At 52.0% G+C, this 23,456-nt stretch carries 21 protein-coding genes; 17 read left to right on the top strand and 4 right to left on the bottom strand.

Translation table 11 applies throughout. The annotated features are described in order from the left end of the window. Positions 1-82 precede the first annotated feature (82 nt). Both degP and cdaR read left to right on the top strand, forming a co-directional pair. A complete protein-coding gene (degP, locus tag OGY04_RS16785) occupies positions 83-1,516 on the top strand; it encodes a serine endoprotease DegP (protein WP_003829191.1) in 1,434 nt (477 codons plus the stop codon). 148 nt (positions 1,517-1,664) lie between these two features. Then, positions 1,665-2,822 (top strand): DNA-binding transcriptional regulator CdaR, encoded by a 1,158-nt coding sequence (gene cdaR / locus OGY04_RS16780; RefSeq protein ID WP_003018564.1) that lies wholly within the window; start codon positions 1,665-1,667, stop codon positions 2,820-2,822. Between the two features lie 87 nt (positions 2,823-2,909). On the opposite strand, the gene OGY04_RS16775 is transcribed toward cdaR, so the two are convergent. The 4 genes from OGY04_RS16775 to map all read right to left on the bottom strand — a co-directional run bounded on the left by OGY04_RS16775 (position 2,910) and on the right by map (position 7,842). Beyond that, on the bottom strand, positions 2,910-3,296 hold the full coding sequence (locus tag OGY04_RS16775; RefSeq protein WP_005132126.1) for a DUF3461 family protein: 387 nt from the start codon (positions 3,294-3,296) through the stop codon (positions 2,910-2,912). A 109-nt stretch (positions 3,297-3,405) separates the two neighbouring features. Next, positions 3,406-4,230 carry a 2,3,4,5-tetrahydropyridine-2,6-dicarboxylate N-succinyltransferase gene (dapD, locus tag OGY04_RS16770; RefSeq protein ID WP_003829186.1) on the bottom strand — a complete coding sequence of 275 codons (825 nt, stop codon included), beginning with the start codon at positions 4,228-4,230 and terminating at the stop codon, positions 3,406-3,408. Between the two features lie 31 nt (positions 4,231-4,261). After that, positions 4,262-6,934 (bottom strand): bifunctional uridylyltransferase/uridylyl-removing protein GlnD, encoded by a 2,673-nt coding sequence (glnD, locus tag OGY04_RS16765; RefSeq protein WP_003829184.1) that lies wholly within the window; start codon positions 6,932-6,934, stop codon positions 4,262-4,264. A 113-nt stretch (positions 6,935-7,047) separates the two neighbouring features. Next, positions 7,048-7,842 carry a type I methionyl aminopeptidase gene (gene map / locus OGY04_RS16760; RefSeq protein WP_003829182.1) on the bottom strand — a complete coding sequence of 265 codons (795 nt, stop codon included), beginning with the start codon at positions 7,840-7,842 and terminating at the stop codon, positions 7,048-7,050. 449 nt (positions 7,843-8,291) lie between these two features. On the opposite strand from map, the gene rpsB reads away from it, so the two are divergent. From rpsB to rnhB, 15 genes are all read left to right on the top strand, one after another. Further along, entirely contained in the window at positions 8,292-9,017 is a 726-nt protein-coding gene (rpsB, locus tag OGY04_RS16755; protein ID WP_003018553.1) for a 30S ribosomal protein S2, read from the top strand. Positions 9,018-9,281: 264 nt separating this feature from the next. Next, positions 9,282-10,133: a translation elongation factor Ts gene (gene tsf, locus OGY04_RS16750; protein ID WP_003018551.1), complete on the top strand. Its 852-nt coding sequence runs from the start codon at positions 9,282-9,284 to the stop codon at positions 10,131-10,133. Between the two features lie 145 nt (positions 10,134-10,278). Next, a complete protein-coding gene (gene pyrH / locus OGY04_RS16745; RefSeq protein ID WP_003018549.1) occupies positions 10,279-11,004 on the top strand; it encodes a UMP kinase in 726 nt (241 codons plus the stop codon). A 139-nt stretch (positions 11,005-11,143) separates the two neighbouring features. Next, complete coding sequence (frr, locus tag OGY04_RS16740) at positions 11,144-11,701, top strand: ribosome recycling factor (protein WP_003018547.1); 558 nt, start codon at positions 11,144-11,146, stop codon at positions 11,699-11,701. A 183-nt stretch (positions 11,702-11,884) separates the two neighbouring features. Continuing rightward, entirely contained in the window at positions 11,885-13,081 is a 1,197-nt protein-coding gene (ispC, locus tag OGY04_RS16735; RefSeq protein WP_003829176.1) for a 1-deoxy-D-xylulose-5-phosphate reductoisomerase, read from the top strand. Positions 13,082-13,268: 187 nt separating this feature from the next. Further along, positions 13,269-14,027 (top strand): (2E,6E)-farnesyl-diphosphate-specific ditrans,polycis-undecaprenyl-diphosphate synthase, encoded by a 759-nt coding sequence (gene ispU / locus OGY04_RS16730; protein ID WP_008786266.1) that lies wholly within the window; start codon positions 13,269-13,271, stop codon positions 14,025-14,027. A gap of 12 nt (positions 14,028-14,039) precedes the next feature. Next, positions 14,040-14,897 (top strand): phosphatidate cytidylyltransferase, encoded by an 858-nt coding sequence (cdsA, locus tag OGY04_RS16725; RefSeq protein ID WP_111466091.1) that lies wholly within the window; start codon positions 14,040-14,042, stop codon positions 14,895-14,897. Positions 14,898-14,908: 11 nt separating this feature from the next. Further along, the gene (rseP, locus tag OGY04_RS16720) at positions 14,909-16,261 is read left to right on the top strand and encodes a sigma E protease regulator RseP (RefSeq protein ID WP_003829173.1); all 1,353 of its coding nucleotides are present in this window, start codon (positions 14,909-14,911) and stop codon (positions 16,259-16,261) included. A gap of 29 nt (positions 16,262-16,290) precedes the next feature. After that, positions 16,291-18,708, top strand: coding sequence for an outer membrane protein assembly factor BamA (bamA, locus tag OGY04_RS16715; protein ID WP_111466090.1), 2,418 nt, complete (start codon positions 16,291-16,293; stop codon positions 18,706-18,708). 122 nt (positions 18,709-18,830) lie between these two features. Further along, the gene (gene skp / locus OGY04_RS16710; RefSeq protein ID WP_016151765.1) at positions 18,831-19,316 is read left to right on the top strand and encodes a molecular chaperone Skp; all 486 of its coding nucleotides are present in this window, start codon (positions 18,831-18,833) and stop codon (positions 19,314-19,316) included. A gap of 3 nt (positions 19,317-19,319) precedes the next feature. Then, a complete protein-coding gene (lpxD, locus tag OGY04_RS16705; protein ID WP_003018531.1) occupies positions 19,320-20,345 on the top strand; it encodes a UDP-3-O-(3-hydroxymyristoyl)glucosamine N-acyltransferase in 1,026 nt (341 codons plus the stop codon). Between the two features lie 103 nt (positions 20,346-20,448). Then, complete coding sequence (gene fabZ, locus OGY04_RS16700) at positions 20,449-20,904, top strand: 3-hydroxyacyl-ACP dehydratase FabZ (RefSeq protein WP_003018528.1); 456 nt, start codon at positions 20,449-20,451, stop codon at positions 20,902-20,904. 3 nt (positions 20,905-20,907) lie between these two features. Next, positions 20,908-21,696: an acyl-ACP--UDP-N-acetylglucosamine O-acyltransferase gene (gene lpxA / locus OGY04_RS16695; RefSeq protein ID WP_003018525.1), complete on the top strand. Its 789-nt coding sequence runs from the start codon at positions 20,908-20,910 to the stop codon at positions 21,694-21,696. Beyond that, a complete protein-coding gene (lpxB, locus tag OGY04_RS16690) occupies positions 21,696-22,844 on the top strand; it encodes a lipid-A-disaccharide synthase (RefSeq protein ID WP_003829168.1) in 1,149 nt (382 codons plus the stop codon). Before lpxA ends, lpxB begins: the two co-directional genes overlap by 1 nt. Continuing rightward, the gene (gene rnhB / locus OGY04_RS16685; RefSeq protein ID WP_003018518.1) at positions 22,841-23,437 is read left to right on the top strand and encodes a ribonuclease HII; all 597 of its coding nucleotides are present in this window, start codon (positions 22,841-22,843) and stop codon (positions 23,435-23,437) included. The genes lpxB and rnhB overlap by 4 nt, the downstream gene beginning before the upstream one ends. The last annotated feature ends 19 nt before the right edge of the window (positions 23,438-23,456 follow it).

Here is a 23,456-nt window from a genome sequence, read left to right as displayed (position 1 = left end):
CTTAATTCTGGAACTTAGCGCTATAAAACGACTCTGACGTATACAGCAATTTTGCGTTACCTGTTAATCGAGAACGAAACACATGAAAAAAACCACATTAGCAATGAGTGCACTGGCTCTGAGTTTAGGTTTGGCGTTGTCCCCCCTGTCTGCTACAGCGGCTGAGACGTCGTCTTCAGCAATGACCGCCCAACAGATGCCAAGCCTGGCCCCGATGCTCGAAAAAGTGATGCCATCGGTGGTAAGTATTAACGTCGAGGGGAGCACGACGGTAAATACGCCGCGCATGCCGCGTAATTTCCAGCAGTTCTTCGGTGATAATTCACCGTTCTGCCAGGACGGTTCTCCGTTCCAGAGTTCACCGTTCTGCCAGGGCGGCGCACCGGGCGCTGACAATGGCGGCGGCCAGCAGCAGAAATTTATGGCACTCGGTTCCGGCGTAATTATTGATGCCGCGAAAGGGTATGTCGTGACCAATAACCACGTGGTAGATAACGCCACGGTGATTAAAGTTCAGTTGAGCGATGGTCGTAAATTTGACGCGAAGATCGTGGGTAAAGATCCGCGCTCCGATATCGCGCTGATCCAAATTCAGGATCCGAAAAACCTGACGGCGATTAAGCTGGCAGATTCCGATGCGCTGCGCGTGGGTGATTACACCGTGGCAATTGGTAACCCGTTTGGCCTTGGTGAAACGGTGACTTCCGGTATTGTTTCTGCGCTGGGACGTAGTGGCCTGAACGCGGAGAACTACGAAAACTTTATTCAGACGGATGCTGCGATCAACCGGGGTAACTCCGGTGGTGCGCTGGTCAACCTGAACGGTGAGCTGATCGGTATTAACACCGCGATCCTCGCACCGGACGGCGGTAACATCGGTATCGGTTTTGCGATCCCAAGCAACATGGTGAAAAACCTGACCTCGCAGATGGTTGAGTTTGGCCAGGTTAAACGCGGTGAGCTGGGCATTATGGGTACCGAGCTGAGCTCTGAGCTGGCGAAAGCGATGAAAGTTGACGCTCAGCGTGGCGCATTCGTCAGCCAGGTGATGCCGAACTCATCCGCAGCGAAAGCGGGGATTAAAGCCGGGGATGTGATTACCTCCCTGAACGGCAAACCTATTAGCAGCTTTGCCGCCCTGCGTGCGCAGGTCGGTACGATGCCGGTTGGCAGCAAAATCACCCTGGGTCTGCTGCGTGACGGCAAGCCGGTCACCGTGAACCTGGAATTGCAGCAGAGCAGCCAGACTCAGGTTGACTCCAGCTCTATCTTTAAAGGCATCGAAGGTGCCGATATGAGCAACAAAGGCCAGGACAAAGGTGTCGTGGTAAGCGACGTGAAACCGAATTCTCCGGCTGCACAGATTGGCCTGAAGAAAGGGGATGTGATTATCGGCGCGAACCAGCAGCCGGTGAAAAACATCGCTGAACTGCGCAAAATCCTCGACAGCAAACCGGCTGTACTGGCGCTGAACATTCAGCGCGGTGACAGCTCCATCTATCTGTTGATGCAGTAATCTCCCTCAACCCCTTCCTGCACAGGAAGGGGTTTCTTTTTGTGATACTTCCCACAACTCCATACTTCTCCCTTTCGCTTTGTGCATTTGCACAATGTCGCCGCTTATTATCTTCCCTATGCTTGAGCTCTGCTCACAGGAGGGGTTTATGGCTGGTTGGCATCTTGATACCAAAATGGCGCAGGATATCGTGGCGCGTACCATGCGCATCATTGATACCAATATCAACGTAATGGATGCCCGTGGGCGGATAATCGGCAGCGGCGATCGCGAACGTATTGGTGAATTGCACGAAGGCGCGCTGCTGGTGCTTTCGCAGGGTCGGGTGGTCGATATCGACGATGCGGTGGCACGTCACTTGCACGGTGTACGACAGGGGATAAACCTGCCTCTACGTCTGGAAGGCGAAATCGTTGGCGTTATCGGCCTTACCGGCGAGCCGGAGCATCTGCGCAAATACGGCGAGTTAGTATGTATGACCGCCGAAATGATGCTGGAACAGTCGCGCTTGATGCATCTGTTAGCGCAGGATAGCCGTCTGCGTGAAGAGCTGGTGATGAACCTGATTCAGGCGGAAGAGAATACGCCAGCGCTGATGGAATGGGCCCAGCGTTTAGGCATTGATTTGAACCAGCCACGCGTGGTGGCGGTAGTGGAGGTTGACAGCGGCCAGCTTGGCGTTGACAGTGCGATGGCGGAGTTACAGCAATTGCAGAATGCGTTGACCACACCCGAACGTAATAATCTGATTGCGATTGTTTCCCTGACCGAGATGGTGGTGCTGAAACCGGCGCTCAATCAGTTTGGCCGCTGGGACGCTGAAGATCATCGTAAGCGCGTTGAGCAGCTTATTGCCCGTATGAAAGAGAACGGACAGCTGCGTTTTCGCGTATCGCTGGGCAACTATTTTACCGGGCCCGGTAGCATTGCCCGTTCGTATCGTACGGCGCGCACTACCATGATGGTCGGCAAGCAGCGGATGCCGGAAAGCCGTAGCTATTTCTATCAGGATTTGATGCTGCCAGTACTGCTGGACAGCCTGCGCGGCGGCTGGCAGGCCAATGAGCTGGCGCGTCCGTTGGTGAGGCTGAAAGCGATGGATAACAATGGGTTGCTGCGTCGGACATTGGCGGCATGGTTTCGTCATAACGTCCAGCCGCTGGCCACCTCAAAGGCACTGTTTATTCACCGCAATACGCTGGAATATCGCCTGAATCGTATTTCAGAACTGACCGGACTGGATCTGGGGAATTTTGACGACAGACTGCTGCTGTATGTGGCGTTACAACTGGATGAACAGCATTGATTAATTGCCTGATGGCGCTACGCTTATCAGGCAAAATGCCGGGTGGCGGCTTCGCCTTACCCGGCTTACGAATACATTCACGCGCGGTTATTTACGCGTCAGTTTTTCCAGATCGGCTTCAATTTCGCTGATCTTGTTGGTCACGACGCTTTCGAGATGACGTAAATCATCAAGGATCTTGCGTTTAAGATCGACTTCGCTGCGATCGCGCTGGCAGATCTGATCCAGTTCATCGATCACATAGCGCAGGTTGGGACTGATCTCCTGCACTTCTTTGTAACCCTGGCCGATGCCATCAGCTACCACCGTTTTGCGCTGACGGGGATATTTGAACTTCACGCTCTTGGCAAAAAACTCGCCTTTATCCTTTTGGAAATAGATTTTCAGGATATCGTTGTTGGCTTCTTGCCGCAGGCTGTAACGATCGATCTCTTCAGGATTAGTAATGCCCAGACTTTTCAGATTGTCATACATAGCGGTACCCTTAAGCTCACTATAACCATTGAATAATTAACGAAAAGCCTTGTTTATGCCACTCGCAGATGTAAAAAAAGCGGGCTAAGCCCGCTTTTTCAAATCGCTGTTAGTCGATAGTGCGCAACAGTTCGTTGATTCCCACTTTGCCACGCGTTTTGGCATCGACTTTCTTCACAATCACCGCGCAGTACAGGCTGTATTTACCATCTTTCGACGGCAGGTTGCCGGAGACGACCACGGAGCCTGCCGGAACGCGACCGTAATGCACTTCGCCAGTTTCGCGATCGTAAATACGGGTGCTCTGACCGATGTACACGCCCATGGAGATAACAGAACCTTCTTCGACGATCACGCCTTCAACCACTTCAGAGCGTGCGCCGATGAAGCAGTTGTCTTCGATGATGGTTGGGTTAGCCTGCAACGGCTCCAGTACGCCGCCGATGCCAACGCCGCCGGACAGGTGTACGTTTTTACCGATTTGCGCACAGGAACCGACTGTCGCCCAGGTATCAACCATCGTACCTTCATCAACATAAGCGCCGATGTTTACGTAAGATGGCATCAGCACGGTGTTACGGGCGATAAACGCACCCTGACGCACGGCCGCAGGCGGAACCACGCGGAAACCTTCCTTCTGGAAGCGCGCTTCGTCGTAGTTGGCGAATTTCATCGGTACTTTATCGAAGTAACGGCTTTCCGCACCTTCGATGACCTGATTATCGTTAATACGGAAAGAGAGCAGGACCGCCTTTTTCAGCCACTGATGCGTGACCCACTGACCCTCAATCTTCTCTGCGACGCGCAGTGCACCGGAATCCAGTAAAGAAATAACCTGATTCACCGCTTCGCGGGTTACGGTATCTACATTTGCCGGAGTAATGTCGGCACGGCGCTCGAAAGCGGACTCAATAACGTTCTGTAACTGCTGCATTGTTAAACTCTTTCCATAATAAATAAAAACATCACCCTTTATCGTTTGGATTGAGGGCCTCTGTCAACCGTTGATGCACTTCCTGCTGCAGCTCATTATTAAGGGCGCGCCGGTCGGCGGTGGCGATTATGAATAAATCTTCTACTCGCTCGCCAATGGTTGTAATTCGGGCGCCATGCAGCGAAATTCCCAGATCGGCAAAAATCTGCCCGACCCGCGCCAGCAGGCCGGGCTGGTCGAGAGCGATAAGCTCCAGGAATGATTTTCGGTCGGTATGGGTCGGCAAAAAGGTGACCTCAGTATCGACGGTAAAGTGGCGTAATTTTGCCGGCTGGCGACGCGGTTGCGGTGGCTGCCAACTGCGCTGCGTGATGGCCTGTTCCAGTCCAAAACGGATCGCTTCATGTCGGTCTGAAGACAGCGGGCTGCCGTCCGGTTCCAGCACGATGAACGTATCCATCGCCATCCCATCGCGGGTAGTGAAAATCTGCGCATCGTGGACGCTAAGATTACGCCTGTCCAGTTCGGCGCAGACGGCGGCAAACAGGTAAGGGCGGTCAGGGCTCCAGATGAAAATTTCTGTCCCGCCGCGCGTGGCCTGTGGGCTGAGCAGGATCAGCGGCTTGCTGAGATCGTGTTGCAGCAGATGGCGCGCATGCCAGGCCAGCTGATTTGGGCTGTGACGCACGAAGTAGTTGGCGCGACAGCGTGACCAGATGTGGTGCAACGCTTCTTCATCAATGTTGTCCATTCGCAGTAGCGCCAGCGCCTGAAGCTGATGATGGCGTACACGCTCACGCATATCCGGCGTATTTTGCATGCCACGACGGAGTTGTTTTTCCGTTGCGAAGTACAGCTCGCGTAGCAGGCTTTGCTTCCAGCTATTCCACAGCGTTTCGTTGGTGGCGCAAATATCCGCGACGGTCAGACACACCAAAAAGCGCAGACGGTGTTCCGTTTGTACCTCTTCGGCGAATTGCTTAATTACTTCGGGATCCTGAATATCGCGGCGCTGAGCGGTCACCGACATCAGCAAATGCTGGCGCACCAGCCACACGATCAGCTGCGTTTCGCGGGAATTCAGGCCGTGCAGTTCGGCGAACTTGAGCACATCCTGAGCGCCGAGTACCGAGTGATCGCCGCCGCGACCTTTGGCGATATCGTGGAACAGCGCGGCAATCAGAATCAACTCCGGCTGTCGCAGACGCGGCCATAGATCCACACACAGCGGATGGCGCTGACGGGTCTCTTCGTTAGCAAAACTTTCCAGCTTGAGCATTACGCGGATGGTGTGTTCATCCACCGTATAGGCATGAAACAGGTCAAACTGCATTTGGCCGACAATATGCGACCATTGCGGCATATAGGCCCATAACACGCTGTGGCGATGCATCGGCAGCAGACCGCGGCTCACCGCGCCCGGATGGCGTAACATGCTGAGAAACAGCGATCGCGCTTCCGGGATGTAGCACAGCGGCTGCGTTAAATGACGGCGGGCATGACGCAAATGGCGCAGCGTGGTGGAGTAAATCCCGCTGATCGCGCTGTTACGCACCATGATGTAAAACATCCGCAGTATCGCTTCTGGTTTGCGGATAAACAGATCGTCGTTGCGCAGATCGATCAACGTGCCGCGCAGTTGGAAGTCGTCATCAATCGGGCGCGGTTTTTCATCGGCGGGCATGGCGAGGATCGCCTCGTCGAACAGTTGCAACAGCATGTGATTCAGTTCGCTGACCCGTCGGGTGACGCGGAAATAGTCTTTCATCATCCGCTCGATAGGCTCGTTGCCTTCGCCGCCGTAGTTTAGCCTTTGCGCCACGCTGAGCTGGCGGTCAAACAGCAGGCGGTTGTCGTAACGACTAACGACCAGATGCAGGGCGAAGCGAATCCGCCACAGGATATGCAAACATTCATTCAGCTCGGCGCGTTCAGCCAGTGTCAAAAAGCCGAAGCCGACCATTTCGTCCAGTGAGGTGGCGCCAAAATGGCGACGCGCCACCCATTGCAGGGTATGGATATCGCGCAGGCCGCCGGGACTGCTTTTGATGTCCGGCTCCAGGTTGTAGCTGGTGCCGTGATAGCGCTGGTGGCGCTGATTCTGCTCTTCCACTTTAGCGGCGTAAAACTTGTCGGAAGGCCAGAAACCTTCGCTAAAAATATGCTTTTGCAGCTCCAGAAACAGCGCCACATCGCCGATCAGCAGGCGTGTTTCAATCAGGTTGGTGGCGACGGTTAAATCTGATAATCCTTCCAGCAGACACTCTTCCAGCGTACGCACGCTATGCCCAACCTCCAGCCTCACGTCCCATAGCAGCGTTAACAGCTCACCGACTTTCTCGGCCTGCGCATCAGGCAGCTTTTTACGACTCAGGATCAGCAGGTCAATATCGGAAAGCGGGTGCAGTTCGCCTCGCCCGTAGCCGCCAACGGCAACCAGCGCCAGATCGGCTATTTGCCCGAACCCAGCTTCTATCCACAAACGCTGTAGCAGTTGGTCAATAAATTCGGTGCGGGCCTCAATGAGCTGTTCTGCGGAAATTCCACTGTCAAACGCTTCGCCTAACCAGTTCTGGAAGGTGTCGATATGCGCTTTAATGCCGGAGCAGTTGAGATCTTGCTGTGGCCATGTCCCTGGGTTTTGCGGTTGGCCAGGCAGGGTGGGGAGGGCAGTATTTGCGTGCTGTTCAGGAAGAGTATTCATTATGCGCCACCCATTAAAAAGCCGGATGATGGCGTGAACGCCTTATCCGGCCTACTAAGTAGTACAATTTGTAGGCCTGATAAGATGCGAATGCATCGCCATCAGGCAAAACATTATTCGCCGTGTGTGATGATCGCCGGGATGGTGTCATCCTTGCGTAACGTCAGAATTTCACAGCCGTTTTCCGTCACTACAATAGTATGCTCGTACTGTGCAGACAAGCTCCGGTCTTTGGTTTTCACCGTCCAGCCGTCTTTCATGGTGCGGATGCGGTAATCACCGGCATTCAGCATCGGTTCTATGGTGAACGTCATGCCCGGCTGCAGTACCACACCACCGTCGTCTGCATCGTAGTGCAGAACCTGTGGCTCTTCATGGAAGCCGCGACCGATACCGTGACCGCAGTATTCACGAACAACAGAGAAACCTTCGCCTTCCGCGTATTTCTGAATCGCAGCGCCCAGCGTGCGCAGGCGAATGCCCGGTTTTACCATTCGCAGCGCCAGATACAGGCTTTCCTGTGTGACGCGGCACAGACGCTCGCCCAGAATAGTAGGTTTGCCGACGATAAACATCTTGGAGGTATCGCCGTGGTACTCGTCTTTAATTACGGTGACGTCGATGTTAACGATATCGCCGTCTTTCAGAAGCTTGGCGTCGTCCGGGATCCCGTGGCACACTACCTCATTAATAGAGATGCACACGGATTTCGGATAACCGTGATAGCCCAGGCAGGCGGAAATGGCCTGCTGCTCATTCACGATATAGTCATTACAGAGGCGATCCAGCTCGCCGGTGCTGACGCCCGGTTTAACAAACGGCGCGATCATTTCCAGTACATCAGCGGCCAGGCGGCCAGCGACGCGCATTTTTTCGATTTCTTCAGGGGTCTTGATTGAGATAGCCATAAATTCTGTCCATCAGTGCCGATGATATCGGCAATAATTGTTTAAGTGCTGCCAATGGTATCAGTCTGGGGTGTACCCTGCCAAATTGAGAATCATTCTGAACTTCGCCTTTCGTGCCACAGATGCGTTGGCTACATTTTTTCACCCCAGTCACTTACTGGTTGTAAGCTCCCGGGGATTCAAAAATTTGCCGCCTTCCTGTAACACGAAATTCATCGTTCATTCAGCACAGACCGCCAACAATTATTGGTGTCGGTGGCGTATTTGTGGTATAAAGCGCGCCGGACTTCCGATCCATTCGAAGACTACACACGATGGACGGGAGCGACAAATCTCACTTTGTGTAACAACACACACGTATCGGCACATATTCCGGGGTGCCCTTTGGGGTCGGTAATATGGGATGCGTGGAGGCTTAACCCCAACTTTTATATATAGAGGTTTTAATCATGGCAACTGTTTCCATGCGCGACATGCTCAAGGCTGGTGTTCACTTCGGTCACCAGACCCGTTACTGGAACCCGAAAATGAAGCCGTTCATCTTCGGTGCGCGTAACAAAGTTCACATCATCAACCTTGAGAAAACTGTACCGATGTTCAACGAAGCTCTGGCTGAACTGAACAAGATCTCTGCTCGTAAAGGTAAAATCCTTTTCGTTGGTACTAAACGCGCTGCAAGCGAAGCGGTGAAAGAAGCTGCTAACAGCTGCGACCAGTTCTTCGTGAACCATCGCTGGCTGGGCGGTATGCTGACTAACTGGAAAACCGTTCGTCAGTCCATCAAACGTCTGAAAGATCTGGAAACTCAGTCTCAGGACGGTACTTTCGAAAAGCTGACCAAGAAAGAAGCGCTGATGCGTACTCGTGAGCTTGAGAAACTGGAAAACAGCCTGGGCGGTATCAAAGACATGGGCGGTCTGCCGGACGCTCTGTTCGTAATCGATGCTGACCACGAGCACATTGCTATCAAAGAAGCAAACAACCTGGGTATCCCAGTATTTGCTATCGTTGATACCAACTCTGATCCGGACGGTGTTGACTTCGTTATCCCGGGTAACGACGACGCAATCCGTGCTGTGACCCTGTACCTGGGCGCTGTAGCTACTACCGTTCGTGAAGGCCGTTCTCAGGATCTGGCTTCCCAGGCGGAAGAAAGCTTCGTAGAAGCTGAATAATAAGGCACGCTCGTTAGAGCGACCCCTTATATATCCAAGATAATTCGAGTTGCAGGAAGGCGTTGACGCAACGAATCCCCCGGAGCTTACATAAGTAAGTGACTGGGGTGAGTAAGGAAAACAACGCACCTGCAGCTGGAAGAATGACGGATATAGGCCAGGTAGTATCACGTTTGGTTAGGGGGCCTGTATATGGCCCCCTTTTTCACTTTTAAATCTGTGCGGTTTCATGCCGGGCAGATCAAATCTTCCGAGGATTTTAGAATGGCTGAAATTACCGCATCCCTGGTAAAAGAGCTGCGTGAGCGTACTGGCGCAGGCATGATGGATTGCAAAAAAGCACTGACTGAAGCTAATGGCGACATCGAGCTGGCAATCGAAAACATGCGTAAGTCCGGTGCAATCAAAGCGGCGAAAAAAGCAGGCAACGTTGCTGCTGACGGCGTAATCAAAACCAAAATCGACGGCAACATCGCTTTCATTCTGGAAGTTAACTGCCAGACTGACTTCGTTGCTAAAGATGCTGGTTTCCAGGCATTTGCTGACAAAGTACTGGACGCTGCCGTTGCTGGCAAAATCACTGACGTTGAAGTTCTGAAAGCACAGTTCGAAGAAGAACGTGTTGCTCTGGTTGCTAAAATCGGTGAGAACATCAACATCCGTCGCGTTGCTTCCCTGGAAGGCGAAGTTCTGGGTAACTACCAGCACGGTGCTCGTATCGGTGTTCTGGTTGCTGCAACTGGCGCTGACGAAGAACTGGTTAAACAGCTGGCAATGCACGTTGCTGCAAGCAAACCAGAATTCGTTAAACCGGAAGACGTTTCCGCTGAAGTGGTAGAAAAAGAATACCAGGTTCAGCTGGACATCGCTATGCAGTCTGGCAAGCCGAAAGAAATCGCAGAGAAAATGGTTGAAGGCCGCATGAAGAAATTCACCGGCGAAGTTTCTCTGACCGGTCAGCCTTTCGTCATGGAACCGAGCAAATCTGTTGGTCAGCTGCTGAAAGAGCATAACGCTGACGTAACTGGTTTCATCCGCTTTGAAGTGGGTGAAGGCATCGAGAAAGTTGAGACTGACTTTGCAGCAGAAGTTGCTGCGATGTCCAAGCAGTCTTAATTTTTAAAGGAGCCGCCTGAGGGCGGCTTCTTTTTGTGTCTGGCTTGTAAATTCAGCGAACCGCTATAGTGGTCATGCTGAAAAGCGACATACAATGTCGCCGGAATTAACTCATCTCATTCGTTGACAGTCTCAGGAAAGAAACATGGCTACCAATGCAAAACCCGTCTACAAACGTATTCTGCTTAAGTTAAGTGGCGAAGCTCTGCAAGGTTCAGAAGGCTTCGGTATTGATGCAAGCATCCTCGACCGCATGGCTCAGGAAATCAAAGAGCTGGTTGAGCTGGGTATTCAGGTTGGCGTAGTGATTGGTGGTGGTAACCTGTTCCGTGGCGCTGGTCTGGCGAAAGCGGGGATGAACCGCGTTGTGGGCGACCACATGGGCATGTTAGCCACCGTAATGAACGGTCTGGCGATGCGCGATGCGCTTCACCGCGCCTATGTGAACGCTCGCTTGATGTCCGCTATTCCTCTGAACGGCGTGTGTGATAACTACAGCTGGGCCGAAGCTATCAGCCTGCTGCGTAACAACCGCGTTGTTATTTTGTCTGCGGGTACCGGCAATCCGTTCTTCACCACCGATTCTGCAGCCTGCCTGCGCGGTATTGAAATTGAAGCGGATGTGGTTCTGAAAGCCACCAAAGTCGATGGCGTATTTACTGCCGACCCGGCTAAAGATCCAACGGCGACCATGTACGAACAGTTGACCTACACTGAAGTACTGGATAAAGAGCTGAAAGTAATGGATCTTGCCGCGTTCACGCTGGCTCGTGACCACAAATTACCGATTCGTGTCTTTAACATGAACAAACCAGGTGCACTGCGCCGTGTTGTTATGGGTGAAAAAGAAGGCACGTTAATCACGGAATAATTCCCGTTGCGGCTAAATGCAGGTAATATTCCGCTTTAATGTCGCGGGATACGTCCCTCAAAATTAATCAAGACTATACTTGTCACATCTTGCGTGGCGGGTATGGTCTGACTGAAACAAGCTTTCAAGGATTCGTAACGTGATCAACGATATCAGAAAAGATGCTGAAGTACGCATGGACAAATGCGTCGAAGCGTTCAAAAACCAAATCAGCAAAATTCGCACGGGTCGTGCTTCTCCTAGCCTGCTGGATGGTATTGTCGTGGAATATTACGGCACGCCGACTCCGCTGCGCCAGCTGGCAAGCGTAACGGTTGAAGATTCCCGTACCCTGAAAATCAACGTATTTGACCGTTCTATGGGTCCAGCCGTTGAGAAAGCAATCATGGCTTCCGACCTCGGTCTGAATCCAAGCTCTGCGGGCTCTGACATCCGCGTTCCGCTGCCGCCGCTGACCGAAGAACGTCGTAAAGATCTGACCAAGATCGTACGTGGTGAAGCTGAAGGCGCGCGTGTTGCGGTACGTAACGTACGCCGTGATGCAAACGACAAAGTGAAAGCGTTGTTGAAAGAAAAAGAGATCAGCGAAGATGACGATCGCCGTTCTCAGGACGACGTACAGAAACTGACTGACGCAGCAATCAAAAAAGTTGATGCGGCGCTGGCAGAGAAAGAAGCAGAACTGATGCAGTTCTGATTCGCCTGTACGCTAAAAACGCCGCTTAGAAGGCCTGAGAAGGCTGGATGGCGGCGTTTTGCTTTTTTCTGTCTACATACTCTAAATAATTCAAGTTGCAGGAAGGCGGTGACGCCAAAGGCCGAGTAAAGCCAACGTACATGCAACTTGAAGTATGGCGAGTAAAATTCTTCTGGATGTCCGATGAAGCAATTAACCATCCTGGGATCAACCGGTTCCATTGGTTGCAGTACGCTGGATGTAGTACGCCATAACCCGGAAAAATTTCGTGTTGCTGCGTTGGTGGCGGGTAAAAATGTTGCCCGTATGGTAGAGCAATGCCTGGAGTTTGCGCCTCGCTATGCGGTCATGGATGATGAAAAAAGCGCGGCACAGGTAAAAGCTGCTCTTTTGGCACAGGGTAGCCGTACCGAGGTGATGAGCGGGCAGCAGGCTGCCTGTGATATGGCTGCGCTGGATGATGTTGATCAGGTCATGGCGGCGATTGTCGGTGCAGCGGGTTTGCTGCCGACGCTGGCGGCAATACGTGCGAGCAAAAGCATTTTGCTGGCGAATAAAGAATCCCTGGTGACCTGCGGTCGTCTGTTTATGGACGATGTGAAACGCCACAAAGCGCAGCTTTTGCCGGTAGATAGCGAGCATAACGCGATTTTTCAGAGTTTACCGCAACCTATCCAACACAATCTGGGATACGCTGACCTTGAGCAAAACGGCGTCATGTCAGTTCTGCTTACCGGGTCTGGTGGCCCATTCCGTGAAACACCATTGCGCGATCTGGTCTCTATGACCCCCGATCAGGCATGCCGTCATCCGAATTGGTCGATGGGACGAAAAATCTCTGTCGATTCCGCCACCATGATGAACAAAGGTCTGGAATACATTGAAGCGCGTTGGTTATTTAATGCCAGTGCAAGCCAGATGGAAGTGCTGATTCACCCGCAGTCGGTTATTCATTCGATGGTCCGTTATCAGGATGGTAGTGTTCTGGCGCAGTTGGGTGAACCTGATATGCGTACACCTATTGCCCATACGATGGCATGGCCAGAACGTGTGACGTCCGGTGTTAAGCCTGTCGACTTTTGCAAACTCAGTGCGTTGACGTTTTCCGCACCTGATTACCAGCGTTATCCGTGCCTGAAACTGGCGATGGACGCGTTTGAGCAAGGTCAGGCGGCGACGACCGCACTCAATGCCGCGAATGAAATTACCGTTGCCGCATTCCTGGCGCAGCAGATCCGATTTACCGATATTGCCGATCTCAATTTATCTGTACTGGATAAGATGGATTTGCAGGAACCGCAGAGCGTTGACGACGTGTTGAAGGTCGATGCCATCGCGCGGGAAGTCGCCAGAAAAGAAGTGATGCGACTCTCAAGCTGATGATAATCCCTCTACGGAGAATCGTGCTATTTGTTAGCGTTGGGCTTCAGTGATATAGTCTGCGCCACCCGATCGCGGGTATTTGCTTTTTTTCGGTCGGGTAAGCCGTGGTTTGACACGGCTTTTTTGTGGATAGGCTTCAGTATTCCTGAGTACCGTAAATCCTTTCAGGGACTAATAACGCGTTATGTTGTCTGCAACTAAACCATTAAGCGAAAATTTGCCAGCACATGGTTGTCGCCATGTCGCAATTATCATGGATGGCAATGGCCGCTGGGCGAAAAAGCAAGGGAAGATTCGCGCCTTTGGGCATAAGGCTGGAGCTAAATCCGTCCGCCGGGCTGTCTCTTTTGCTGCAAATAACGGTATTGATGCGTTAACGCTGTATGCCTTTAGCAGTGAGAACTGGAACCGACCTGCGCAGGAAGTGAGCGCGTTAATGGAACTGTTTGTGTGGGCACTTGATAGCGAAGTGAAAAACCTACATCGCCATAACGTACGCCTGCGTATTATCGGGGATATCAGTCGATTTAACTCACGTTTGCAAGAACGGATTCGCAAATCAGAAGCGATTACCGCCCAGAATACCGGGTTGACGCTGAATATTGCAGCGAATTACGGTGGTCGGTGGGATATTGTCCAGGGAGTCAGGCAACTGGCACAACAGGTGCAGGACGGTGTGCTGCATCCTGAGCAAATCGATGAAGAGATGCTTGGGCAGCAAATTTGTATGCATGAGCTGGCTCCTGTGGATTTAGTGATAAGGACTGGGGGAGAGCACCGAATTAGTAATTTTCTGTTGTGGCAAATTGCCTACGCCGAACTTTACTTTACCGATGTTCTCTGGCCCGATTTCGATGAACAAGACTTTGAAGGTGCGCTGCATGCCTTTGCTAATCGTGAGCGTCGTTTCGGCGGCACCGAACCCGGTGATGAAAAAGCCTGATGGGGGTCGCTTTTGCTGAAGTATCGCCTGATTTCTGCTTTTGTTTTAATACCCGTTGTCATCGCGGCGCTGTTTTTGCTGCCGCCGGTGGGGTTCGCCATTGTTACGTTGGTCGTCTGTATGTTGGCCGCCTGGGAATGGGGACAGTTAAGCGGTTTTACCACGCGTACGCAGCGAGTCTGGCTGGCGGTTTTGTGCGGGCTATTGCTGGCACTGATGCTATTTTTGCTGCCAGAGTACCATCGCGATATCCATCAACCGCTGGTTGAAGTATCGCTGTGGGCGTCGCTGGGCTGGTGGGTCGTAGCACTGTTACTGGTATTGTTTTACCCAGAGTCTGCGTCGGTCTGGCGTAATTCCAAAACATTACGCATAATTTTCGGCGTGTTAACCATTGTCCCATTCTTTTGGGGAATGCTGGCGCTACGTGCATGGCACTATGATGAGAATCATTATAGTGGCGCGCTATGGCTGCTGTATGTCATGATCCTCGTCTGGGGAGCGGACTCTGGTGCGTATATGTTTGGTAAGCTATTTGGCAAACATAAGCTGGCGCCGAAGGTTTCTCCTGGAAAAACCTGGCAGGGTTTTTTTGGCGGACTCGCCACTGCGGCCGTAATCTCATGGGGTTATGGCATGTGGGCGAATCTTGAAGTTGCGCCTGTCACCTTGCTCATTTGCTCCATCGTTGCAGCCCTGGCCTCCGTGCTGGGTGACCTGACCGAGAGTATGTTTAAGCGTGAAGCAGGTATTAAGGACAGTGGTCACTTAATTCCAGGACACGGCGGTATTCTGGATCGTATTGATAGCCTGACGGCTGCGGTACCGGTCTTTGCCTGCCTGTTGTTACTGGTGTTCAGGACGCTCTAACGGATGGTCTTATGCTGAGTATTCTCTGGAATTTGGCTGCATTCATCATTGCACTTGGTGTGCTTATCACCGTGCATGAATTTGGTCATTTCTGGGTTGCACGGCGCTGCGGAGTCCGCGTCGAACGCTTTTCCATTGGCTTTGGAAAAGCGCTTTGGCGGCGTACCGATAAATCAGGTACGGAATACGTCATCGCCATGATTCCCCTCGGCGGTTACGTCAAAATGCTGGATGAGCGCGCTGAACCGGTCGCACCGGAATTGCGCCATTACGCCTTCAACAATAAAACGGTTGGACAACGTGCTGCCATTATCGCCGCGGGTCCGATTGCAAACTTTCTTTTTGCTATTTTTGCTTATTGGCTGGTGTTTATCATTGGTGTCCCTGGCGTTCGTCCGGTTGTTGGTGAAATAACACCCAACTCGATTGCTGCACAGGCGCAAATTCAGCCGGGTACGGAACTAAAAGCGGTTGATGGCATCGAAACCCCTGATTGGGATGCCGTGCGATTGCAACTGGTATCCAAAATTGGCGATGAGCATACGACCCTCAGCGTGGCGCAATTTGGCAGTAACCAGCGACAGGACAAAACGCTGGATTTACGCCATTGGGCATTTGAGCCAGACAAAGAGGATCCTGTCTCTAGTTTGGGCATGCGTCCGCGTGGTCCGCAGATTGAACCGGTACTGTCAGAAGTGCAGGTTAACTCCGCTGCAAGTAAGGCAGGTTTGCAAGCTGGCGACAGGATCGTTAAAGTCAATGGTCAGTCGCTGACGCAATGGATGACGTTCGTGACGCTGGTGCGCGATAATCCGGATACGCCGTTAGCGCTAGATATTGAAAGACAAGGAAGTTCCTTGTCTTTAACGTTAACCCCAGATTCAAAACAGGTTAACGGTAAGGCAGAAGGGTTTGCGGGCGTGGTGCCTAAAGTTATTCCTCTGCCTGATGAGTATAAGACTGTACGCCAGTATGGGCCATTCAGCGCCATCCTCGAAGCCTCGGATAAAACGTGGCAGTTGATGAAGCTGACGGTCAGTATGCTGGGAAAATTGATTACCGGTGATGTAAAACTGAACAACCTCAGTGGGCCGATTTCTATCGCCCAGGGGGCTGGGATGTCAGCGGAGTTCGGGATTATTTATTACCTGATGTTCCTTGCGCTTATCAGCGTGAACTTAGGGATAATCAACCTGTTTCCGTTGCCCGTTCTTGACGGGGGGCATCTGCTGTTCCTGGCGATTGAAAAGCTGAAGGGCGGTCCGGTATCCGAGCGGGTTCAAGACTTTAGTTATCGCATTGGCTCTATCTTGCTGGTGTTGTTAATGGGGCTTGCACTTTTCAATGATTTCTCTCGGTTGTAAGAGAGTGTTAGGAAGAACGCATAATAACGATGGCGATGAAAAAGTTGCTCATAGCGTCGCTGCTGTTTAGCAGCGCCACCGTATACGGTGCTGAAGGGTTCGTAGTGAAGGACATTCATTTCGAAGGCCTACAGCGAGTCGCCGTTGGTGCGGCTCTCCTCAGTATGCCGGTGCGCACAGGCGACACGGTTAATGATGAAGACATCAGTAATACCATTCGTGCTCTGTTCGCCACCGGAAACTTTGAGGATGTCCGCGTCCTGCGCGATGGTGATACCCTTCTGGTTCAGGTAAAAGAACGTCCGACGATTGCCAGCATCACTTTCTCCGGTAACAAATCGGTGAAAGATGACATGCTGAAGCAAAACCTCGAGGCGTCTGGCGTGCGTGTTGGCGAGTCTCTGGATCGCACAACGCTTGCCGATATCGAAAAGGGCCTGGAAGATTTCTACTATAGCGTCGGTAAGTACAGCGCCAGTGTGAAAGCGGTGGTGACGCCGTTGCCGCGTAACCGCGTTGACCTCAAGCTGGTCTTCCAGGAAGGTGTTTCGGCGAAGATCCAACAGATCAATATCGTCGGCAACCATGCCTTCTCGACTGACGAACTTATCTCTCACTTCCAGTTGCGTGACGAAGTGCCGTGGTGGAACGTGGTGGGCGATCGTAAATACCAGAAACAGAAGCTGGCGGGCGACCTTGAAACCCTGCGTAGCTACTATCTGGATCGCGGTTATGCTCGCTTCAATATTGATTCCACTCAGGTAAGCCTGACGCCGGATAAAAAAGGCATCTACATCACCGTTAACATCACTGAAGGCGAGCAGTACAAGCTTTCTGGGGTTCAGGTGAGCGGTAACCTGGCCGGGCACTCCGCCGAAATTGAGACCCTGACGAAGATCGAGCCAGGTGAACTCTATAACGGCACCAAAGTGACCAAAATGGAAGATGACATCAAGAAGCTTCTGGGTCGCTATGGCTATGCCTATCCGCGCGTTCAGTCGCAGCCTGAAATCAACGACGCCGACAAAACCGTTAAATTACGTGTAAACGTGGATGCGGGTAACCGTTTCTATGTGCGTAAGATCCGTTTTGAAGGTAACGACACTTCTAAAGACTCCGTTCTGCGTCGCGAAATGCGTCAGATGGAAGGCGCATGGTTGGGCAGCGATCTGGTCGACCAGGGTAAAGAGCGTCTGAACCGTCTGGGTTACTTTGAAACCGTTGATACCGATACTCAGCGTGTTCCGGGCAGCCCGGATCAGGTTGATGTGGTCTACAAGGTCAAAGAGCGTAACACCGGTAGCTTTAACTTCGGCGTCGGTTACGGTACCGAGAGCGGCGTGAGCTTCCAGGCTGGCGTTCAGCAAGATAACTGGTTAGGTACCGGTTATTCTGTCGGGATTAACGGCACCAAAAACGACTACCAGACCTATACTGAGTTGTCTGTCACTAACCCGTACTTCACCGTTGATGGTGTGAGCCTTGGTGGCCGCGTCTTCTATAACGACTTTGAAGCGGATGATGCAGACCTGTCCGACTATACCAACAAAAGTTATGGTACAGACGTGACGCTGGGCTTCCCGGTCAACGAATACAACACGTTGCGTGCGGGCCTGGGTTATGTACATAACAAACTGTCCAATATGCAGCCGCAGGTTGCGATGGATCGTTATCTTGAGTCAATGGGTGAGACCAATACCAACAGCTTTGCTGCGGATGACTTCACCTTTAACTATGGTTGGACATATAACAAGCTTGACCGCGGCTACTTCCCAACGGAAGGTACGCGCGTCAACCTGAACGGCAAAGTCACCATTCCGGGTTCTGACAACGAATACTATAAAGCGACGTTGGATACCGCGACCTATGTGCCGATCGATGACGATCATAAATGGGTCGTCCTGGGTCGTACCAAGGTAGGTTATGGAGACGGTATAGGCAGCAAAGAGTTGCCGTTCTACGAGAACTTCTATGCGGGTGGCTCCAGCACCGTGCGTGGTTTCCAGTCTAATACCATCGGTCCGAAAGCGGTCTATAAACCTGGGGCTTACGCCGGCGATACTGACAGCTACGAAGAGTGTACCAATAAAGACGGTTCGTACTGTAAATCAGACGATGCGGTCGGTGGTAACGCCATGGCCGTAGCCAGCCTGGAATTTATTACCCCGACGCCGTTTATCAGCGATAAGTATGCTAACTCGGTCCGTACCTCCTTCTTCTGGGATATGGGTACCGTTTGGGATACTAACTGGCAGGATAGCGATCAAACTCGCGCTATTGGGGTTCCAGATTACGGTGATCCGAGCAATATCCGTATGTCTGCAGGTATCGCGTTACAATGGATGTCCCCATTGGGGCCGTTGGTTTTCTCCTACGCCCAGCCGTTCAAGAAGTACGATGGAGACAAAGCGGAACAGTTCCAGTTTAACATTGGTAAAACCTGGTAACTGTTCTTCGCAAAGGAATGTAGTGGTAGTGTAGCGATGACTTTAGGCGATCTTGCATGGGATCGCCTGGCCACGCAAAGAACTGCACCTTCGGGTGCAAATGGGATGGTAAGGAGTTAATTGTGAAAAAGTGGTTATTAGCTGCAGGTCTCGGTTTAGCGATGGCAACGTCCGCACAGGCTGCTGACAAAATTGCAATCGTCAATATGGGTAGCCTGTTCCAACAGGTTGCACAGAAGACGGGTGTTTCTGCTACGCTGGAAAACGAGTTCAAAGGCCGTGCCAGCGAACTGCAGCGTATGGAATCCGATCTGCAATCTAAAATGCAGCGTCTGCAATCAATGAAAGCAGGTAGCGATCGTACCAAGCTGGAAAAAGACGTCATGGCTCAGCGCCAGACTTTCTCTCAGAAAGCTCAGGCTTTCGAGCAGGATCGTGCACGTCGTTCCAACGAAGAACGTGGCAAACTGGTTACTCGTATCCAGACAGCTGTGAAATCTGTTGCTAACAGCCAGAGCATCGATCTGGTTGTTGACGCAAACACCGTTGCATACAACAGCAGCGATGTAAAAGACATCACCGCTGACGTACTGAAACAGGTTAAATAAGTAATGCCTTCAATTCGACTGGCTGATTTAGCAGAGCAGTTGGATGCAGAATTACACGGTGATGGCGATATCGTCATCACCGGCGTAGCGTCCATGCAATCTGCGCAAACTGGCAATATCACGTTCATGGTGAATCCTAAATACCGTGAACATTTAGGCGTATGCCAGGCGTCTGCCGTTGTGATGACGCAGGACGATCTTCCTTTTGCTAAGAGTGCGGCGCTGGTAGTGAAGAATCCCTACCTGACCTATGCACGTATGGCGCAAATTTTAGATACCACGCCTCAGCCTGCACAGAACATTGCACCCAGTGCAGTGATCGATGCAACGGCGAAGCTGGGTAATAATGTCTCTGTGGGCGCAAATGCGGTCATTGAGTCTGGCGTAGAACTGGGCGATAACGTGGTTATCGGTGCAGGTTGCTTCGTCGGAAAAAATACCAAAATCGGTGCAGGTTCACGCTTGTGGGCGAATGTGACGATTTACCACGACATCCAGATCGGTGAAAATTGCCTGATCCAGTCCAGCACTGTCGTTGGATCTGATGGATTTGGTTACGCGAACGATCGTGGTAACTGGGTGAAGATCCCCCAGCTTGGTCGCGTGATTATCGGCGATCGCGTCGAGATCGGCGCTTGTACCACCATTGACCGTGGTGCTCTGGACGATACTGTGATCGGTAATGGTGTTATCATTGATAACCAGTGCCAGATTGCGCATAACGTTGTGATTGGCGACAATACGGCGGTAGCCGGTGGCGTCATTATGGCGGGTAGCCTGAAGATTGGCCGTTATTGCATGATTGGCGGTGCCAGCGTGATCAATGGGCATATGGAAATATGCGACAAAGTTACGGTAACTGGCATGGGTATGGTGATGCGTCCTATCACTGAACCTGGCGTCTACTCCTCAGGCATTCCGCTACAACCCAACAAGGTATGGCGTAAAACAGCTGCACTGGTGATGAATATTGATGATATGAGCAAGCGCCTCAAAGCGATTGAGCGCAAGGTTAATCAACAAGACTAAAGCACCGTTTTTGCATGTCTGACTTTTCGGCCTGTCCCATTCATACGATTGCGACAGGCCGTGTTATTATTGCCTTTTAGTATATTTTGACAGGAAGAGTATTTTGACTACTAACACTCATACTCTGCATATTGAAGAGATTTTAGAACTTCTGCCGCACCGTTTTCCGTTTCTGCTGGTTGACCGCGTGCTGGATTTTGAAGAAGGTCGTTTTCTGCGCGCAGTGAAAAATGTATCCGTTAACGAGCCTTTCTTTCAGGGCCACTTCCCGGGTAAACCTATTTTCCCTGGCGTATTGATTCTGGAAGCGATGGCACAGGCTACCGGTATCCTCGCGTTTAAAAGCGTAGGAAAACTGGAACCAGGCGAACTGTATTATTTCGCGGGTATTGATGAAGCACGCTTTAAGCGTCCTGTCGTGCCTGGCGATCAGATGATCATGGAAGTGACTTTCGAGAAAACGCGCCGTGGCCTGACCCGTTTTAAAGGGGTTGCGCTGGTCGACGGTAAAGTTGTGTGCGAAGCAACGATGATGTGTGCCCGTAGCCGGGAGGCCTGATACGTGATTGATAAATCCGCCTTTATTCACCCGACCGCCATTGTAGAAGAGGGCGCCAGCATTGGTGCCAATGCTCACATTGGCCCATTTTGTATTGTTGGACCCCATGTTGAAATTGGTGAGGGTACCGTACTGAAGTCTCACGTTGTCGTGAATGGCCATACAAAAATTGGTCGCGATAACGAGATCTATCAGTTTGCCTCCATCGGTGAAGTTAACCAGGATCTTAAATATGCTGGCGAACCGACCCGTGTGGAAATTGGCGATCGCAACCGCATCCGCGAAAGCGTCACCATTCATCGTGGCACAGTGCAGGGCGGTGGAGTGACGAAGGTGGGCAGCGATAACTTACTGATGATTAATGCGCACGTCGCGCATGATTGTACGGTAGGCAACCGCTGTATTCTGGCGAATAACGCCACGCTTGCCGGACATGTTTCGCTTGATGATTTTGTTATCATCGGCGGCATGACTGCGGTGCATCAGTTCTGCATCATCGGTGCTCATGTGATGGTTGGCGGCTGTTCTGGTGTAGCCCAGGACGTGCCTCCGTACGTTATCGCCCAGGGCAACCACGCGACGCCGTTTGGCGTCAATATCGAAGGTCTGAAGCGTCGTGGATTCACCCGCGAAGCGATTACCGCGATTCGTAACGCCTACAAAGCGTTGTACCGTAGCGGTAAAACGCTGGAAGAAGTGAAACCAGAAATCGCGGAACTGGCGAAACAGTACCCTGAAGTTCAGGCTTTCAGCGACTTCTTTGAACGCTCAACGCGTGGCCTGATTCGTTAATGACTGAACAGCGTCCTTTAACGATTGCCCTCGTCGCCGGAGAAACCTCCGGCGATATTCTTGGTGCAGGGTTAATCCGTGCACTCAAGGCTCGCGTTCCCAATGCGCGCTTTGTTGGCGTGGCGGGTCCGCTGATGCAGGCCGAAGGCTGTGAAGCCTGGTACGAAATGGAAGAGCTGGCGGTCATGGGCATTGTTGAAGTGCTCGGACGCCTGCGCCGTTTACTGCATATTCGTGCCGACCTCACTCGCCGATTCACCGACTTAAAGCCGGATGTTTTCGTCGGCATTGATGCGCCTGATTTCAATATTACCCTCGAAGGGAACTTGAAAAAACAGGGCATTAAAACCATTCATTATGTCAGTCCGTCCGTCTGGGCGTGGCGACAGAAACGCGTTTTCAAAATAGGCAGATCCACCAACATGGTGCTGGCCTTTCTGCCTTTCGAAAAGGCGTTTTATGACAAATTTAACGTCCCGTGCCGCTTTATCGGTCATACCATGGCAGATGCCATGCCGTTGGACCCGGATAAAAATGCGGCCCGTGATGTTCTGGGTATTCCTCATGACGCTCACTGCCTGGCGCTACTGCCAGGAAGCCGTGGTGCAGAAGTGGAGATGCTCAGCGCCGATTTTCTGAAAACGGCGCAGCTATTACGCCAGCATTATCCGGATCTCGAAGTGGTGGTGCCGTTGGTGAATGCCAAACGTCGCGAGCAGTTTGAACGCATTAAAGCGGAAGTTGCACCGGAGCTTTCTGTACATCTGCTCAATGGGATGGGACGTGAAGCAATGGTGGCCAGCGATGCCGCACTGCTGGCTTCAGGTACCGCCGCGCTGGAATGTATGCTGGCAAAATGCCCGATGGTGGTTGGCTACCGTATGAAACCCTTCACCTTTTGGCTGGCGAAGCGCCTGGTGAAAACGGATTACGTTTCGCTACCTAACCTGCTGGCGGGAAGAGAACTGGTTAAAGAGCTGTTGCAGGAAGAGTGTGAACCGCAGGCGCTGTCGCAAGCGCTGTTGCCGTTGCTGGCAAATGGTAAAACCAGCCATGCGATGCACGACACATTCCGTGAACTGCACCAGCAGATCCGTTGCAATGCTGATGAGCAGGCGGCGGATGCGGTCCTGGAGTTAGCGCAATGATTGAATTTGTGTATCCGCATACGCATTTAGTCGCGGGTGTGGATGAAGTCGGGCGCGGCCCTTTGGTTGGCGCAGTCGTCACTGCTGCCGTCATTCTGGATCCGGCTCGCCCTATTATCGGTCTTAACGACTCAAAAAAACTGTCAGAAAAACGTCGCCTGGCGCTGTTTGATGAAATTAAAGAAAAAGCGTTAAGCTGGAGCCTGGGTCGGGCGGAACCGCATGAAATCGACGAGCTGAACATTTTGCATGCCACCATGCTGGCCATGCAGCGTGCGGTTGCGGGTCTGCATATTGCGCCTGAATACGTGCTGATTGACGGCAATCGTTGCCCGGCATTACCGGTACCGTCGATGGCGGTGGTCAAAGGTGATAGCCGCGTGGCGGAGATTAGCGCCGCATCGATTCTGGCAAAAGTGACCCGTGACGCTGAAATGGCGGCGCTGGATACGGTTTTTCCACAGTATGGTTTTGCACAGCACAAAGGTTATCCAACCGCATTTCATCTGGAAAAATTGGCACTGCATGGTGCGACTGAGCACCATCGCCGCAGCTTTGGCCCCGTCAAACGCGCACTGGGACTCTCGTCCTGATTCTTGTGTCGAAGGAATC

It is taken from the genome of Citrobacter sp. Cpo091 (assembly GCF_030332645.1).
In the GTDB taxonomy this organism is placed as follows: domain Bacteria; phylum Pseudomonadota; class Gammaproteobacteria; order Enterobacterales; family Enterobacteriaceae; genus Citrobacter; species Citrobacter portucalensis.
The sequence above is the reverse complement of the archived record's forward strand: the minus strand, read 5'-3'. Positions and strand labels throughout refer to the sequence as shown.

Excerpts from the sequence above, each read along its gene's own strand:
- degP (WP_003829191.1), top strand. The coding sequence starts at position 83 with ATGAAAAAAACCACATTAGCAATGAGTGCACTGGCTCTGAGTTTAGGT.
- cdaR (WP_003018564.1), top strand. The coding sequence starts at position 1,665 with ATGGCTGGTTGGCATCTTGATACCAAAATGGCGCAGGATATCGTGGCG.
- OGY04_RS16775 (WP_005132126.1), bottom strand. The coding sequence starts at position 3,296 with ATGTATGACAATCTGAAAAGTCTGGGCATTACTAATCCTGAAGAGATC.
- dapD (WP_003829186.1), bottom strand. The coding sequence starts at position 4,230 with ATGCAGCAGTTACAGAACGTTATTGAGTCCGCTTTCGAGCGCCGTGCC.
- glnD (WP_003829184.1), bottom strand. The coding sequence starts at position 6,934 with ATGAATACTCTTCCTGAACAGCACGCAAATACTGCCCTCCCCACCCTG.
- map (WP_003829182.1), bottom strand. The coding sequence starts at position 7,842 with ATGGCTATCTCAATCAAGACCCCTGAAGAAATCGAAAAAATGCGCGTC.
- rpsB (WP_003018553.1), top strand. The coding sequence starts at position 8,292 with ATGGCAACTGTTTCCATGCGCGACATGCTCAAGGCTGGTGTTCACTTC.
- tsf (WP_003018551.1), top strand. The coding sequence starts at position 9,282 with ATGGCTGAAATTACCGCATCCCTGGTAAAAGAGCTGCGTGAGCGTACT.
- pyrH (WP_003018549.1), top strand. The coding sequence starts at position 10,279 with ATGGCTACCAATGCAAAACCCGTCTACAAACGTATTCTGCTTAAGTTA.
- ispC (WP_003829176.1), top strand. The coding sequence starts at position 11,885 with ATGAAGCAATTAACCATCCTGGGATCAACCGGTTCCATTGGTTGCAGT.
- ispU (WP_008786266.1), top strand. The coding sequence starts at position 13,269 with ATGTTGTCTGCAACTAAACCATTAAGCGAAAATTTGCCAGCACATGGT.
- rseP (WP_003829173.1), top strand. The coding sequence starts at position 14,909 with ATGCTGAGTATTCTCTGGAATTTGGCTGCATTCATCATTGCACTTGGT.
- bamA (WP_111466090.1), top strand. The coding sequence starts at position 16,291 with ATGGCGATGAAAAAGTTGCTCATAGCGTCGCTGCTGTTTAGCAGCGCC.
- lpxD (WP_003018531.1), top strand. The coding sequence starts at position 19,320 with ATGCCTTCAATTCGACTGGCTGATTTAGCAGAGCAGTTGGATGCAGAA.
- lpxB (WP_003829168.1), top strand. The coding sequence starts at position 21,696 with ATGACTGAACAGCGTCCTTTAACGATTGCCCTCGTCGCCGGAGAAACC.
- rnhB (WP_003018518.1), top strand. The coding sequence starts at position 22,841 with ATGATTGAATTTGTGTATCCGCATACGCATTTAGTCGCGGGTGTGGAT.